13 protein-coding genes and 4 tRNA genes are annotated in these 14,088 nt (G+C 31.0%); 9 read left to right on the plus strand and 8 right to left on the minus strand.

Annotated features, from left to right (window positions below):
• Window positions 1–127 precede the first annotated feature (127 nt).
• From HUE88_RS12830 to HUE88_RS12845, 4 genes are all read left to right on the plus strand, one after another.
• Window positions 128–202: transfer RNA gene (locus tag HUE88_RS12830), tRNA-Gly, on the plus strand.
• Window positions 203–230: 28 nt separating this feature from the next.
• Window positions 231–317, plus strand: a tRNA-Leu gene (locus tag HUE88_RS12835).
• A 17-nt stretch (window positions 318–334) separates the two neighbouring features.
• Window positions 335–408 (plus strand) — tRNA-Cys (locus HUE88_RS12840).
• A gap of 27 nt (window positions 409–435) precedes the next feature.
• Window positions 436–524 (plus strand) — tRNA-Ser (locus tag HUE88_RS12845).
• A 77-nt stretch (window positions 525–601) separates the two neighbouring features.
• Here HUE88_RS12845 and HUE88_RS12850 read toward each other — a convergent pair.
• The 3 genes from HUE88_RS12850 to HUE88_RS14180 all read right to left on the minus strand — a co-directional run bounded on the left by HUE88_RS12850 (window position 602) and on the right by HUE88_RS14180 (window position 3,187).
• On the minus strand, window positions 602–1,888 hold the full coding sequence (locus tag HUE88_RS12850) for a hypothetical protein (protein ID WP_194369573.1): 1,287 nt from the start codon (window positions 1,886–1,888) through the stop codon (window positions 602–604).
• 211 nt (window positions 1,889–2,099) lie between these two features.
• Window positions 2,100–2,798: a nucleotidyl transferase AbiEii/AbiGii toxin family protein gene (locus HUE88_RS12855; RefSeq protein ID WP_194369574.1), complete on the minus strand. Its 699-nt coding sequence runs from the start codon at window positions 2,796–2,798 to the stop codon at window positions 2,100–2,102.
• The gene (locus HUE88_RS14180; RefSeq protein WP_229860091.1) at window positions 2,795–3,187 is read right to left on the minus strand and encodes a hypothetical protein; all 393 of its coding nucleotides are present in this window, start codon (window positions 3,185–3,187) and stop codon (window positions 2,795–2,797) included. Before HUE88_RS14180 ends, HUE88_RS12855 begins: the two co-directional genes overlap by 4 nt.
• 508 nt (window positions 3,188–3,695) lie before the next feature.
• Here HUE88_RS14180 and HUE88_RS12865 point away from each other — a divergent pair.
• The 5 genes from HUE88_RS12865 (at window position 3,696) to HUE88_RS12885 (ending at window position 6,490) form a co-directional block, all read left to right on the plus strand.
• On the plus strand, window positions 3,696–4,520 hold the full coding sequence (locus tag HUE88_RS12865; RefSeq protein WP_194369575.1) for a DUF932 domain-containing protein: 825 nt from the start codon (window positions 3,696–3,698) through the stop codon (window positions 4,518–4,520).
• Between the two features lie 16 nt (window positions 4,521–4,536).
• A complete protein-coding gene (locus HUE88_RS12870) occupies window positions 4,537–5,121 on the plus strand; it encodes a siphovirus Gp157 family protein (RefSeq protein WP_194369576.1) in 585 nt (194 codons plus the stop codon).
• Window positions 5,122–5,132: 11 nt separating this feature from the next.
• Window positions 5,133–5,828 (plus strand): Rad52/Rad22 family DNA repair protein, encoded by a 696-nt coding sequence (locus tag HUE88_RS12875; RefSeq protein ID WP_194369577.1) that lies wholly within the window; start codon window positions 5,133–5,135, stop codon window positions 5,826–5,828.
• 106 nt (window positions 5,829–5,934) lie between these two features.
• A complete protein-coding gene (locus HUE88_RS12880; protein ID WP_194369578.1) occupies window positions 5,935–6,252 on the plus strand; it encodes a DUF2958 domain-containing protein in 318 nt (105 codons plus the stop codon).
• Between the two features lies 1 nt (window position 6,253).
• Entirely contained in the window at window positions 6,254–6,490 is a 237-nt protein-coding gene (locus HUE88_RS12885) for a hypothetical protein (protein ID WP_194369580.1), read from the plus strand.
• Window positions 6,491–7,048: 558 nt separating this feature from the next.
• On the opposite strand, the gene HUE88_RS12890 is transcribed toward HUE88_RS12885, so the two are convergent.
• The 5 genes from HUE88_RS12890 to HUE88_RS12910 all read right to left on the minus strand — a co-directional run bounded on the left by HUE88_RS12890 (window position 7,049) and on the right by HUE88_RS12910 (window position 13,752).
• Complete coding sequence (locus tag HUE88_RS12890; RefSeq protein WP_194369582.1) at window positions 7,049–8,602, minus strand: S8 family peptidase; 1,554 nt, start codon at window positions 8,600–8,602, stop codon at window positions 7,049–7,051.
• Window position 8,603: 1 nt separating this feature from the next.
• Window positions 8,604–8,990: a S8 family serine peptidase gene (locus HUE88_RS12895; RefSeq protein WP_194369584.1), complete on the minus strand. Its 387-nt coding sequence runs from the start codon at window positions 8,988–8,990 to the stop codon at window positions 8,604–8,606.
• Window positions 8,991–9,005: 15 nt separating this feature from the next.
• Complete coding sequence (locus tag HUE88_RS12900; protein WP_194369586.1) at window positions 9,006–9,449, minus strand: hypothetical protein; 444 nt, start codon at window positions 9,447–9,449, stop codon at window positions 9,006–9,008.
• 11 nt (window positions 9,450–9,460) lie between these two features.
• The gene (locus HUE88_RS12905; protein ID WP_194369588.1) at window positions 9,461–13,429 is read right to left on the minus strand and encodes a carboxypeptidase-like regulatory domain-containing protein; all 3,969 of its coding nucleotides are present in this window, start codon (window positions 13,427–13,429) and stop codon (window positions 9,461–9,463) included.
• A 128-nt stretch (window positions 13,430–13,557) separates the two neighbouring features.
• On the minus strand, window positions 13,558–13,752 hold the full coding sequence (locus HUE88_RS12910) for a site-specific integrase (protein ID WP_194369591.1): 195 nt from the start codon (window positions 13,750–13,752) through the stop codon (window positions 13,558–13,560).
• Between the last annotated feature and the right edge of the window lie 336 nt (window positions 13,753–14,088).

Genomic DNA, 14,088 nt, shown 5'->3' on the forward strand with positions numbered 1-14,088 from the left:
AATAATTGTTATTTTTAATATAAATGCGATTATACCATTTTTTTAAATTTTTTTGTAAAAACTCTTTACAAACGAAAATTAAGTCGCTATAATTCCGCTCACTTAAAAATAAGTGTGTTCTTTAATTGCGGGAATAGCTCAGTGGTAGAGCACAACCTTGCCAAGGTTGGGGTCGCGAGTTCGAACCTCGTTTCCCGCTCCATTTATAAATTGTTAAAAATACCCCCGATGCCCGGGTGGTGAAATCGGTAGACACAGGGGACTTAAAATCCCCCGGTAGCAATACTGTGCCGGTTCAAGTCCGGCCCCGGGCACCATGGAAAATTGATTGACTGGTGCCATCGCCAAGTGGTAAGGCCGCAGCCTGCAAAGCTGCTATCCCCAGTTCAAATCTGGGTGGCACCTCCAATTTATAATACTTACAAATACAAACGTGGATCTTTGGCAGAGTTGGTCGAATGCACCGGTCTTGAAAACCGGCGAGGGTTATACCTCCCAGAGTTCGAATCTCTGAGGGTCCACCATTTTAAACCCCTATATTACATACTTTCAAGCCTTAAGAATTCATTGGGTCTCATTACAGGTCTCACATTTTACTTTTTTACAATCTATTTTTTTCACCAGTTATAAGTTCTTTATACTTTTCATCATCAATATATTCTTGTATTAGTGTATGATAATATTCAACTTTATCAATGGCAGGGTCCCCATCTTTTGTAAATATTCCAGCAATAAATGCTATCTCATTTTTTAGTTCTACACTGGTGTAGGTATTATTAATATTTCTGCCTATTGCACCACTCTTTTGTTTTTCTCTAAACTCCCTCTCTTCTCTTTCAAATATAGGAGTAAGCACTTTATATAAATCATAGACACAAAAAGCATTAGAAAAAGCAATCTTTCTTTTCTTTTTAGCTGGCATTTTCTTTAAACTATTTGGTTCTATAGCCTTCTCAATTTTCTTACCTAATAATTCCATAGGAGTTTGTATAATTGATTCATTTTCATCATAGTCATCTTTAATTTTTGATACGTAAGCCTCTAGTTCAGTTTTTGGTAAATTTAAATTAATAGGTAAATTAATAATTTTCGACTCTTTAAAACTTAGTGTAGGTCTTGTATATACTGGCTCGGTATCAATACGTTTATATTTAATATATCTATCTTCTATTGACTTAACAAAGTCACTATCTAACTTGCTTGTAGGTAAATCTTTATTTAAAGGAGTCAATGTAGGTTTATTCTCTACGCTATCCATAAGAATAATATAGTAATTACCATAGTTTTTAAATATCTTATTGACTAATGAGTGTTTTTTATTTTTGATATCATCTACTACAACTTTCTCTAGTTTTAAATTACTATCTATTTGATAAATTTCTTCTTTTTCTAAATAGTACTCGATTAACAGATACAAACCATTATCAAAATCATCTATACTTATATATTTTTTGCTTTGATACATAAGTCTAAATTTATGTTCTGAATCTAAAATTATCATATCTTCCGGAAAAATATAAGTTGATGGGTCTAATCCTAAATATACTGCATCTTTAATCCACTTATCATGGTCTTCATATTGATTATATGTTTTCATTTTATGAAATTTATCAGTACGAATTACCATTTCATATGCAATACAATTAGTGTACTCATAATCTTCATAGTCTTTAATATGTTCATATCTTGGGTCATTTGGTAATGGTAAATAGACACCATAGTCTGTATAATATTCTACTAACTTATTTAAGTTTTCAACTTGTTCTTCTGTTAAATTATCTGGATCTAGGTCTTGTAACAGAGGGGAAATATAGTTTTGAAAATCAAAATTATCTACATCTCCTATTTTTTCATATAAGTCATCAATATCTTGTTCTAAAGTAGCCATCCTGATACAACTCCTATTATAAATTTATCAACTCAAATACATATATTTTACATTCTATTTAACGACACATTATGCCCAACACCTTAGTAGTTGTAAAAACCACTACAGGCAGGGAATTTCAAAGGCTATTTTCTATTGAAGTATATCCCCTATACCTCTAACTTTTAAACACATTCTTTCTAAACTTACAAACCTAATTCAAACACTACTTTTACATTAACAATTTTTGACATGTTTCACTTATGATCTCAGGAGCATTTTTAGCATCATCGATATATTTCTCAAAGGGTGCTACTATCTCAATTTCTTCATTAAATGTTTCTCTATCTAATCTCTCAATCGAATTGTACAAATCTTGGATATCTTCTCTATTAATTTTTTCAGCTATAAACAACTTTTCTAAAATATTATCAGCATGCTTTATTGAAATAGCAATATCAATGATATCTCTTGTAAGGTTATCATTACGTCTGTAAACAATTTTCTTAGCGATTATATCTTCAATACTCTCAACATAAACATCACTACTAAAAATAGCTCTCGAATCATCAAGCAGATAATCCATAGATGAATCTTGTGTAACAAGCACATCTACTTTTATATTGTTCTTTTTCTCTAGCACTCTTATATGGTTTGACAAATCAATGTACTTACTGTTATTGAAGTTGCTTGTCTCTTCTATCCAGTGCTTTGGACTAAGATAGTTTAGCACTTGAACATCTGTTACAAATAAATCTATATCAAAACTAAGACGATGTTGAAAATAGTATATCGCCAATGCTGTTCCTCCACCAAAACGAATGAGTGAATGATCCTGATTAGGTAAGTACTGATATACATCCTTGATAAAACTATTTAAAGCATGTATCTGTTCATTATAATGCTCTTGTATAAATTCAATATTTTTCATAATGACAGTAGCACCTCATGAACTCTTTTAGGCGATATCTTATAGTACTTGGTAAAATCTTCTATCTCTTCTTGTAGTGCTTCATTCTTTATTGTCTTTAATGCATATTTATCATATGTACTTAGGTCTTCCCTCTTATAAAATAGCTTCTTTAACCCTGTAAGTGTATAGTGCTTCTTCTTATTCCCAATAGAACAATTTACTGTTGATAAAAGCATCATTGGCTTTGGTGTTTCATACTGTTGTGATTCTACTATCTTTTTTACATCTTCAAGAGATATACCTTTTAGTAATTGAGCAAGAATATTCTTCTTGTTATCTTCTTTACTCCAATCAGACATTGTTGATGGAGCAATACCAAATACTTTATATATATCTTTCGTTTTCATAGGTATCCTCCTTTTTTATAATTATACGATATTCGTACTAAAATAGCAAGTAAGTACCCGTATAGCTTTTTAATTCTATCTAATGCCAAAGTACAATCTTTCTCTATAAACCCCGTCATAGGGAACGGAGTGAACGATAGGGGCATCAAACGAAGTGCGATAGAACTTCAATTGTATAGTTTATGACTTAATAGGAGCTATACCTTGAGATTGAAAGAAAATATAACCATATATTATAGATATACCAAAGCACTAAAAGGCTTTGAAACACCGTCAACAGAAGGACTACGATGATTGTAGAACCAAAAGAGATTAAGTTTTTCTCTATCCCACAAGAGATACTTAAAAAAATACTAAATGGAGGTATTTAGCCGTGCTACCTATCGGAACTATTTTAACAATTATTTCAACTACAGCAGTTATTTTAAAAGAGACCCTTTCAGATAAAGATTGAAGTTTTAGCCCTAGGCTTTTAACCAACCCATAAACATAAATAAAGGAAATCCATATGTCCACTATTCCATCAATTTTAACTAATGAACAACTAAAACAACAAGCTCCATCAATTTTTTCAGATTCGCCTATAGAATCTGTTTCATCCATGTATCATTTTGTAAAAACAAGTGAAGTATTGAAAACTTTTCGTGAAGCAGGCTTTTTTCCAATTTTATCTGGAGAGGCAAAATCTCGTACAAAAGAGGGGCAACCATATGTCAAGCATTTAATTCAGTTTAGATCGCTTGAAAACCTTCTTAAAGTACCTAAAAACGGTCTATATTATGATATCTGTATAAAAAATAGCCATAATAAAACTAGCTCTTTTACCCTTGAATTATCTTGCTATAGGCTTGTCTGTAGCAACATGCTCACAATTTCTACAGATCAATTATTATATCGAAGGATAATTCATAAAGGATTTCAAGCATCTAAGATAACTAGAGCTATAGTAGAAATGGTAAATTATATACCTACCGTTGAAAAAGAGATTGAACAAATGAAGCAAGTAACTCTTAATGACATTGAAGCTTTAGCTCTCAGTAAGATAGCAATTGATATTCGTTTCGATACAGCAAAACATGATATAGATCCACAAGAACTACTTACTATAAAACGTCCCGATGACTCTTTTCCATCCGCCTTTAACATCTATAACCGCCTTCAAGAATCTATCATCAATGGTGGTATCAAATTAAAAGACAAAATGAGTCAAAAAGTTCTAACAAGTAAATCTTTAACATCAATTGATGAAAGGATAAAACTGAATAAAGAACTATACAAGACTATGCAGAACCTCATATCTCTGAAATCAGAGTCATATATGATGGCTGCATAACAAAAGGATAAATATTATGAAAATGACAAACTATCGCTTACAGACAGAGATGGAGCACATTAAGCCAGAGAGCCAAGAGTGGTACAAAGACTATGTCAGACAGGTTCTAGAGAGTAATAAGCCCTATCATGCTAAAGCAGACTACATAGGCTTATCCATCCAAGAAATCCAAAACAAGATAGATTACCTAGGAAATGATATTAAAGAGATGACAGCTCTTAAAAAGACTCTCACAGCCTCAAAAGCTACAGCACTAGAAGCTACTGCTTCAGTTTTAGAAGAATATGGAATTGACCGTTTAGATGGTACTTCAATCTCTTCTATAACTATTACACCACATAAAACAAAACTCAAAGAGACTTTTAAAATCATAGATGAGGAAGCGCTTATTAAACTTGGCTTTTATACGGTTATTGTTGATGAGAAAAGTGTAAAAGCTGAAATGCTAACAGTTGAGGGGATGGATAAAATTGATGCCTTTGTAGAAGTAAGTGTAATAAGTGAAGAAGTGCCCGCTCGTATCAAAGTAAATGCTAGAAGATCTAGCTCAAACAATCAAGCAAGCGAACTACTAAACTTAGTAGATTCGCAAGCTGCATAACAGGAGATAAAATGTTTTCAGAAAATCAGATAAAAGCACTAGGATATAACCTTGAAGAAAGTCGTGTAAAGTCCATAGACAAAGCCGGATTAAGCTTCCGATACCTTGAAACTTTTGACTGTATCAATGTAGCCAATACCATCTTTAATTTTATGTGGGACTACACAATCTCTCGCTTAGAGGAAGTTTCAAGGGAAACTAACCAAAATGGTAACCATGTAATTACATTTAGTGCTATCATAAAGGTAAAAATCTATGATAATCAAAGAAACTTCATAGAAAGAGAAGATACCGGAGTCGGTACAGGTACGGCTCGTATGCTGGGCGATGCGATAGATAATGCTTCAAAAAGTGCAGTATCAGATTCTTTGAAACGCGCACTGAGATCTCTAGGTGGACAATTTGGAAATAATTTGTATCAAAAGACAGCTAATACAAACCAAAATAATCAACAAAGCTACCAACAACCTACACAATTACAACAGCCGCAACAACAATATAACCAGTCACCGAATAATCAAGTTCTTAACAATACACCTCAAGATTATTCTAGCCTTTACAACATCGGCTTAAGCATAATGGAACAAGGTCAAAACTTAGTCGTTGTTGGAGATGATATTTTTGCTAAGAAAGACAGCATTAAAGCATGTGGTTTTAGATGGAACGGAGAATTTTGGTGGAAACCTCTCGAAAAACAAGCTGCATAGAAGGAGACTTACATGTATAGAAATCCTTTAAGACCTAATCTTCTACTTATAGCACTTACTGTAGGTTGATTCATTGGTGCTCTAGCTTGTAAAGATGGTGTGTATTATGAGTAAATTAATACCTGATGAATTTTTAGTATCTATCCCCGACTTATACCAAACGGAAGGTTCTCTTAATCCCATATGTCATATTAAATTATTCACACCTGACTCTAATTGGAGTTGGTATATCATTGAGTTCTCAAAGGCTGATAAGAACACCTGCTACGGCTATGTACAAGGATTAGAACATGAACTTGGCTACTTCAACCTATCTGAACTTGAATCTGCCCGTGGTCAGCTTGGTTTAGCGATTGAACTAGACTTATCATTTATTCCTACAGCATTCGCTATTATCAAAAATTATGACTATGAAAGTAGCTGATATGAACGAACTAAGAATCAACTCATTTATAAAAATACTGAAGGATGATAAAAGTGTTCACTTCTCTTATAATGAGCACTACTACGAGATATTTGAATCAATTACCGACAGTGGATATATTGTTAATGTTTACTCCAGTGATGAGAAAGATGAAGGTAATGACTACATCGATAAATACTTGATAGATGGAGGTATTTGTACTGGTTCAGCTATAGATGCTATTTACTTTATGTTGTAAGAATATAACTTAACTATTTAATTGTTATTACTTTATTTGGTAAACATTGCTATCAACTGTCTTATTCTATTTCTTTAATAAATATATTATTTATATTTTGTACTATTGATAGGGGCTTCGCCCCTCACGTTGTCTCTTTTTTGCTTGCTGCTATGGGTGCTATCTTTTCGCTTACGCTCTTTCTTTTTATGGGCTGTTCTTCTTTCCTCCTGAGATGCTGCTCAGGTCATCAAGTTAGCCTAACTGTGTTAGGAATGTATTTTTCTTTTCATTGGGAGTTCTAACAATAATATTATTGTCATATAAGAGTAACTATAAAAGATAAATATTGTTTTTTAGACTTACTAGTTTGACTTATCTCCAATAATATATTGCCAACTAAGTAGTCTTAATGTTATGATTTCTCAAATATACTCTATGTATCTTCTGTACTGGAATATTTATCTAGTGACAAGCGTGAGAGATAATCAGATGATTCTAGCTAAACTAATTAAAATATAAAATAATTGTTAATGAAAGCTTATTTTACAGTTTCTCTCAAAATAATATACCTTAACCTTAAAGTGACATCAAACTAAATATTCTTTCTAAGTTAACCTTACCATATCCATAATAATTATTTCTTTCATTCTCATAAGATACATTACCTATCTTATCGCTACTATTTTTTAATATATTCTCAATCTCATTTCTCGTAAGGTTTGGATTTTTTTCAAGCATAAGTGCTATAACTCCACTTATAATTGGAGCAGATGCAGAAGTACCAATAAATGAGTTTGAATCATTGTATAAAAGATAATTATCATCTATTGAAGATATTCCATTGCTGCCCATACTGTCTAAAGTGGTTATCCCTATATCATAACCACCTGGGGCTACTATATCAAGGTTTTCACCATAGTTGCCATACCATGCTCTTAAATTATCTTTATCTGTGGAACCTACAGATATAACTTCTGGTATAGATGATTCATCATTTCCCATATCTCTATCATCATTTCCACTAGCAAAAACGATTATGGTTCCTTTTCCGTCTCTACCTGTATTTGCCAAATCTACAATTTTATCTTTTACACTTTGTGATACATCATAAGTACCCCAACTACAATTTATAATATCTGCTCCAAATTCTTGAGCTTTGTTAAAAAGTTCAATCGTCTCACTATCACTCATACCTTCTTTATGTTTTAGAAATATAATTTTCGATTTACTTGCTATGCCTTGTATTCCTTTAGAGTTTACTCTTGCTCCTATTATCCCAGTTATAGCTGTACCATGATAATCACTTTGATTTGTATGCGATACGTTTGTAGACTTCGTAGATACGTTATAGCTGTTTATAATTGAACCTTCTAAGTCTTCATGTGTTGTATCTAGTCCATCATCTATAATAGCTATCTTGACACCATTTCCTGTATAACTTTTTAATAAGTTCACTGAATTTATATGTGCGTTTTCATTAATATTATTTTGAGTATAAAAAGTACTATTGTGTTCTAAGTACCATTGCTGATAATAATATGGTTCAGATTTAAGTGTAACATCTAGAGTATTTTGAAGTGTATCTATATAATGTTCTAAAGCTTCATTTTGAAATATTAGATTTCTTCCAATAGAAGTTAGTGTAGTATTTAAATCATTTTGTGCTGTATTCATATCTGATATATCTAAACTAAATCCTATTAAATTATCTCTTGTTATTGAGTTTATATCTATTCCATTTGTTGCATTGTTATCTGTATCTAATGACTGAACCAATTGTATAAAGTTTAATACTCTTATGTCAGTAATATTGTCATTTTCTAGTCCATAGAGTTTTGCGGGTGTAAGCTGTTCTATACTTTGAGCAGTTGAGATTATGAAACTACCTAAATTTATACCACCAATTGTAAAAGTTACAGTTGAGTTAAGAGGACAAGTGAAGTTGCCATCTATTGTAGTTATGTCTATTGTTGAATCACAACTGTATGTTACACCGCTTATAGCCGAATCTAACAAGACTCCAGTAACAGTTTGAATACTAGATGATGGGTTACTAGATGATGAACTCCCGCCTCCGCTACAAGCTACGAAAAATAGAAAAATAATGGGAAAAAGAATCTTTTTTAGCATACTATCTACGAATTCTTTTTTTGATAAAATTAGGGTGAGCGTATTCTACATATTCTTTTTCAGTAAGTCTATTTGATATGTCTATTGTTAAGCTTTTATCTGTAGTTTTTAATAAGTATAGATTTTTATCTAAATTCTTTTCAATTGATATATTGAACTTTGATAATAAGTTATTTATCGATATATCATTTTTTAGTTTGACAATTAGCTTATCTGTTATACCTAATACTACACCTTTTTCATTTTGATAGTAGTCTATATTTGAACTGCTTCTTAATGAGATATTATAAGGGATTAAATATACTTTTTGATTATTATGATAGTAATAGCTGTCACTTGCACAAGCAAGTTGCAAAATTGATATTATGATTAATAAGGACTTTTTCATATTATTAATCTCAAATTAGAATGATAAAAAAATTATGGAAATAATCATTGGAAAAATAGCGAAATATAAAAGTTTTAACAAATCAGATCGTAGTACAATTAATTTATTATTTTTATAAGCTATACCCGTATCACCTATTTTGTATCCTGCCATTGAACTATAAAAAGTGGTTCCTCTATGTTCAATTGAATTAATTAAATAAGTAAAAGTATAGACTCTTCCTCTTCCTACAGGAGTCATATTAGGCATACCATCTTTACCATATTTATAATCTATGATTTTTATTTCTATTTTTTGTGATAAAAATAAACTCACTATAAAAGAAAAAAGTAACAAACCTATTAAATAAAAAATAGAAAGGAATAAAACATCCTCTAGATTTTTATTAAAGTAAAAATGCCCTACCCCTATATATAAAAAATATAGAGGGAGGCTAATAAACAATATTCTTCTTATCATTTTGTTTATAATTACTTACTTGGAAGATTTAGAAATAAACTTTTCTCTTCTTCTAAGTTTCTGTCAATATTTCTTGAAACACCACTATACTCTGTACTTTGAATACAGTTTGATGTACATCTAACAAGCTGACCATTTATGATATCAAATACTTTCCAGTATTCTCCATCCTCATTTGGTACATTATAAGTAGTTGTTGTATCTCCATAATATATCTCAACTTTTGCAGATGAGTCTTTTAATGTGCTACTACCACTAAAATGATAAACATAATATGAATAAGTTGAAGAACTACTAACATCTGCAATGGTTGCTGTTTCAGGACCAAAACTTGATGTATCATCTGTATCTAAACTATCGCCATTATTATTCATATTAGAGTAATAAATATGATAATCCGTAGCATCTCCTGTTTTTTTAACTAAATGACTATCTAAATCACTTGGATTTTCTCCCCAACTTAATTTTATTCTCATTTCACCTGAAGTTAATATAGGTGAAATTGATAAATCCTTAGTAATTGTTTCACTACCTACAACATAAATATTTTCACTCGCAGTAATATAGCCATCTTTTGAAATGTTAAAAGTATAATATCCAGTAGATAAAGTATTAATTGAATAGTTACCATTACTATCTGATACTAATGTATCTATTATTGTTCCACTCGTATTATCTCTATCTTCTCTTATGTCAATTGTTGCACCTGAAATATTTCCACCAGTTACAGCATCTTTGATTTTACCATTATATGTTCCTATTGCATCAGCTAGTTCTGCAGACGAAATAATAATTTGTTCAAAAGAATTAACTCCAGAGACTATCTCATATTCCTCAGTTATAAAATCATTATAACCATCTCTTTCTACAACTACTCTATAAGTTCCTGGCATTAAGTCACTAAATTCAAAGTTACCATCTTGACTTGTAGTAGTAGAATTTGACAAGGTAGTTAATCTTATCGTTGCACCAACAATAGGATTATTATTCTGATCTTTTACTGCAGATGAAAAAGTTCCATATTCTGGAATGTATACTGCAATCTCACCTTCATTTACTTCTGATTGTGTATTACCATAGTACGCAAGATGTCTAATACAGTATCTTTTTCCTTCTTCGATATTATGTATACTTTTTACATCGTCAAAATTTATTGAAACATAATCATTTTCTATTTCAAATCTACTATCATACTCATTTATACTTGTTATGAAACTAGTAGTTGTATCATCACAAGTTCTAGATGTGTCATTATAGTCTGATATATAAAATTTAAATCCCTTTTCTTCTTCATAAGAATCAACTACTGAAGAAGGCCATTGATAAGAATTAAATCCTGTAATAAAAAACTTTTTAATACTAGTTCCTGTAATTGATACATTTACAGGTTCTTCAGGAGCTAAAAGTTGTGCTTTAAATTCAGAAAAAATATTTTCTTCTATATAATTTTCATCATCATTATCATTGCTAAACTTTAAAGTTCCTCTCCATGTCTGTCCAGTAAAACTGCTTAAATCATTGATATTAACTGAAATGGTAATTTCTTCAGTATCATTTGCACTTAATGTACCACTTTCTTTTGAAATATCAAAAAGAGTTGGTAAGTAGCCACTCGTGTCTAAACTCCAATGTAAATCTTCATCTCCTGTATTTCTTACTTGAAATACATAATTTGCATAATAGCTTTCATTTACATATAAAATTTCATCTATTGGTACTGTAGATACTTCCAAATATGCTGGCTTTTGTTCATTTGTAGAAAGTTCTTTTTTCCAAATGTTATATACTACATCAAAAGAAGTATTACCTAAAAATCTGTTATTTGCAGATGTTAAGACATTTTTTAAAGAATCTGGCATATAACTTCCTGCAATAAACCTTGGTCTTATCCCTATTTTAGCATCCACTTTTTGAGAAGCAGCAGCTTGAAAACCATTATTGTATTCTCCACCTGCCTTTGCTGTGTAGTATCCTCCAGCTTGTACAGTAGCTCCTAAACCAATAAAATTTTGAAATAATATTCGAGGTTGTGGTTCTATAAATGCACCCACACTTACTTCAATATTTGTTCCAGGCATTTCTCCTAACATATAATAATTTGTTGCAGAAGATTTAATAGATGTTGCTTCACCATTACTATAATTTACTCCAACTGTTCCTGTTGTATTCCATCCAACTCCAACAGTTAAAGCTGTATTTGAACTTCCCTTAACACCAATAAATACTGGTACATCTACTTGTGTATATAAGTAACCTATCCAAAATCCAAAACCCAGTGATTTTAAATCAGAACTATTTTCATTCGTAACTATACTAGGAAGATTTAATAAACTGATTTTTCTTTCTAATTCAAATCCTGCCGTAGCAACAAGTTTTGCCTCACCAATATTCTCAATCTGATATGCAATTTTCGCACTCTTAACATTTAAGAATTTAGTATTTATGTCAATTATAGGTTTAATTTTAAAAGATATTTTACCTTGAATTGAAACAGCTTGTGTTTGATCATTACTTTCCCATATTTTCCATGTACCTACCAAATCATCCACAGTTCTATTAATGCTATGGCTAGGGATAGGTGCAATAGTAAATATATCATCACCTTTAAATCGTGGAGGCAATAATTGCATACCTTTCGCTCTTAAGCTTCTATTGATTGTAGCTTCATTAGTAAGATCATCATGTGTTAAATTTTTGTTAAAGCTTATTCCAGCTTGGCTAAACACATCTAAAACAGAAGCTCCTTCTGTTTCAAATATATAATTATAATCATCTACTTTAACTTTTGATAAAACTTTTCTGGCAAATCTTTGAGATGTTCCCTTCGCAACAATTATATCATCTACTACAATAGCTTCTACAAAGTCTCTACTTGAACTATTTACATCTAAATCCAAACTTACTGTATAGTTATTATCATTAATCGCAACAAAATAATTAGTAACATCTTTTACATTATCGTTGAGTAGTGACTCTTTATATATTATTGATGGACTCACTTGTCTATCAGATGAAATATTTTGTATAGAACAAGTTAACCCATCTGTTGAAATAAGATCACACCCATTCCAAGCATTTATCTTAACATTATCACTTAAGCTAATAGTAAAACTTACATTTGAGTCTTTTGTTATAAAATCTTTTAATTTACTAGTATTGTTGTCATTATTAAAAAATAAAGAACTTCCAATTGAAGTAATACTTGAATCAAAGCCTGGAATTAATTCTACTTTGTAAAAATTATTATCTCTTTTTATGTTATTTGAATTAAATGTAAGTTTTTGAGAAAATAAATCATTTAGTTTATTTTCAATCACACTATTATTACCATCATTATGAATACTATTTGCTAGCGAGTCCTCTCCCGTTAATGCAGAATAATCAAAATCAAGTTTATTCTTTGATTCACTATCTATTGGGACAAAGTTATTTATATCTCTATATGAGATAGCATCTCTATTTATGTTTTCTTTTAGTAATTTAGCACTAACTATATTCATTGCTTGTTCTAAATCATCTTGATGAACTTCACCTATTAAGTGCTTAACATAAGAATATAATACTTCACTAAGTAATGTAACATTTACATTTCCACTTTTTAAATCACTAGCTTTTGCTAATCCTCTAATGGTACCACTATTCGTAGTTGGTGTGTCATCTAGAATACCATCATCATTTGTATCAACGTCTTGACCACCTGAGATAGAAATCATTAACATTTCAGTGTCTGGAATCCCAGTTAACGCTACTGAATATGCACCTAAATTACCTGTTAGTGTTTCTTCTATTGAGTTCTCTAAGTCAGTTAACTTATAAATTTTAACAGTCGCACCTTTTAATGGTCCCATTATTGCATTATTTGAATTATCATTAATTGAGTATGAACTTGTTGTAGTGCTTGAATCACCACCTCCACCACCACTACATCCTATAACCATAAAGGCAAGTAATATCGCCAATATTAAACTAAGTTTTTTCATTTTTTAAATCCTTGAATATTTTAAACATGACTTCCAAAAGTAAATATCTCATAGGGGGGGGGCAATGTTTATGATGAAACTGTACAGTATTTTTATTTATAATATGCTTAATAATGTTAAAATTAGAATTAATTTTTTTTGTTATTATTTGTAATATTTAAAACCCCTTCATTAGCACTTTGACTATGACTTAAATGGTCAACTGTCTGATAGTAGGATGTAACTGTTCCACTATGTTGATGACCTAAAGATGCAGACAACACTTGTGCTGGTACGCCTGCTCTTCCAAGAACAGAAACTAAAGTATGCCTGAAATAATGCATTGTCAATTCTGATTTACAGTTTGTGCGCCTAGTACTCCATGGGCTTTACTTTGTGGTGTTGTTACAGGTACAGCAAGCTGGGTAGGGGTTGATACTGCCTTAACAAAAATCGATCAAGCATTTAATGAATATAATTTTCAATTGAGTGTTAGAAAAATGATAGATGCAGAAAATCATACCTTAAAAACTTTGATAAAGGCTTCCTATCACAAGTGGGTACTTAATATTTTTGAAGAACTAAATGAAAGTAGAAGTAATTTAAAATCACCGCACGAACAATTACAAAAAAATATATAAACCTCTTCCAGCATAGCTTTTTAGGCTATACTGGAGAGT

The organism is Candidatus Sulfurimonas baltica, assembly GCF_015265455.1.
GTDB lineage: Bacteria > Campylobacterota > Campylobacteria > Campylobacterales > Sulfurimonadaceae > Sulfurimonas > Sulfurimonas baltica.

Bases quoted from the DNA above. Each gene is read 5' to 3' on its own strand.
- HUE88_RS12850 (WP_194369573.1), bottom strand. From the start codon at position 1,888: ATGGCTACTTTAGAACAAGATATTGATGACTTATATGAAAAAATAGGA.
- HUE88_RS12855 (WP_194369574.1), bottom strand. From the start codon at position 2,798: ATGAAAAATATTGAATTTATACAAGAGCATTATAATGAACAGATACAT.
- HUE88_RS14180 (WP_229860091.1), bottom strand. From the start codon at position 3,187: ATGAAAACGAAAGATATATATAAAGTATTTGGTATTGCTCCATCAACA.
- HUE88_RS12865 (WP_194369575.1), top strand. From the start codon at position 3,696: ATGTCCACTATTCCATCAATTTTAACTAATGAACAACTAAAACAACAA.
- HUE88_RS12870 (WP_194369576.1), top strand. From the start codon at position 4,537: ATGAAAATGACAAACTATCGCTTACAGACAGAGATGGAGCACATTAAG.
- HUE88_RS12875 (WP_194369577.1), top strand. From the start codon at position 5,133: ATGTTTTCAGAAAATCAGATAAAAGCACTAGGATATAACCTTGAAGAA.
- HUE88_RS12880 (WP_194369578.1), top strand. From the start codon at position 5,935: ATGAGTAAATTAATACCTGATGAATTTTTAGTATCTATCCCCGACTTA.
- HUE88_RS12885 (WP_194369580.1), top strand. From the start codon at position 6,254: ATGAACGAACTAAGAATCAACTCATTTATAAAAATACTGAAGGATGAT.
- HUE88_RS12890 (WP_194369582.1), bottom strand. From the start codon at position 8,602: ATGCTAAAAAAGATTCTTTTTCCCATTATTTTTCTATTTTTCGTAGCT.
- HUE88_RS12895 (WP_194369584.1), bottom strand. From the start codon at position 8,990: ATGAAAAAGTCCTTATTAATCATAATATCAATTTTGCAACTTGCTTGT.
- HUE88_RS12900 (WP_194369586.1), bottom strand. From the start codon at position 9,449: ATGATAAGAAGAATATTGTTTATTAGCCTCCCTCTATATTTTTTATAT.
- HUE88_RS12905 (WP_194369588.1), bottom strand. From the start codon at position 13,429: ATGAAAAAACTTAGTTTAATATTGGCGATATTACTTGCCTTTATGGTT.
- HUE88_RS12910 (WP_194369591.1), bottom strand. From the start codon at position 13,752: ATGCATTATTTCAGGCATACTTTAGTTTCTGTTCTTGGAAGAGCAGGC.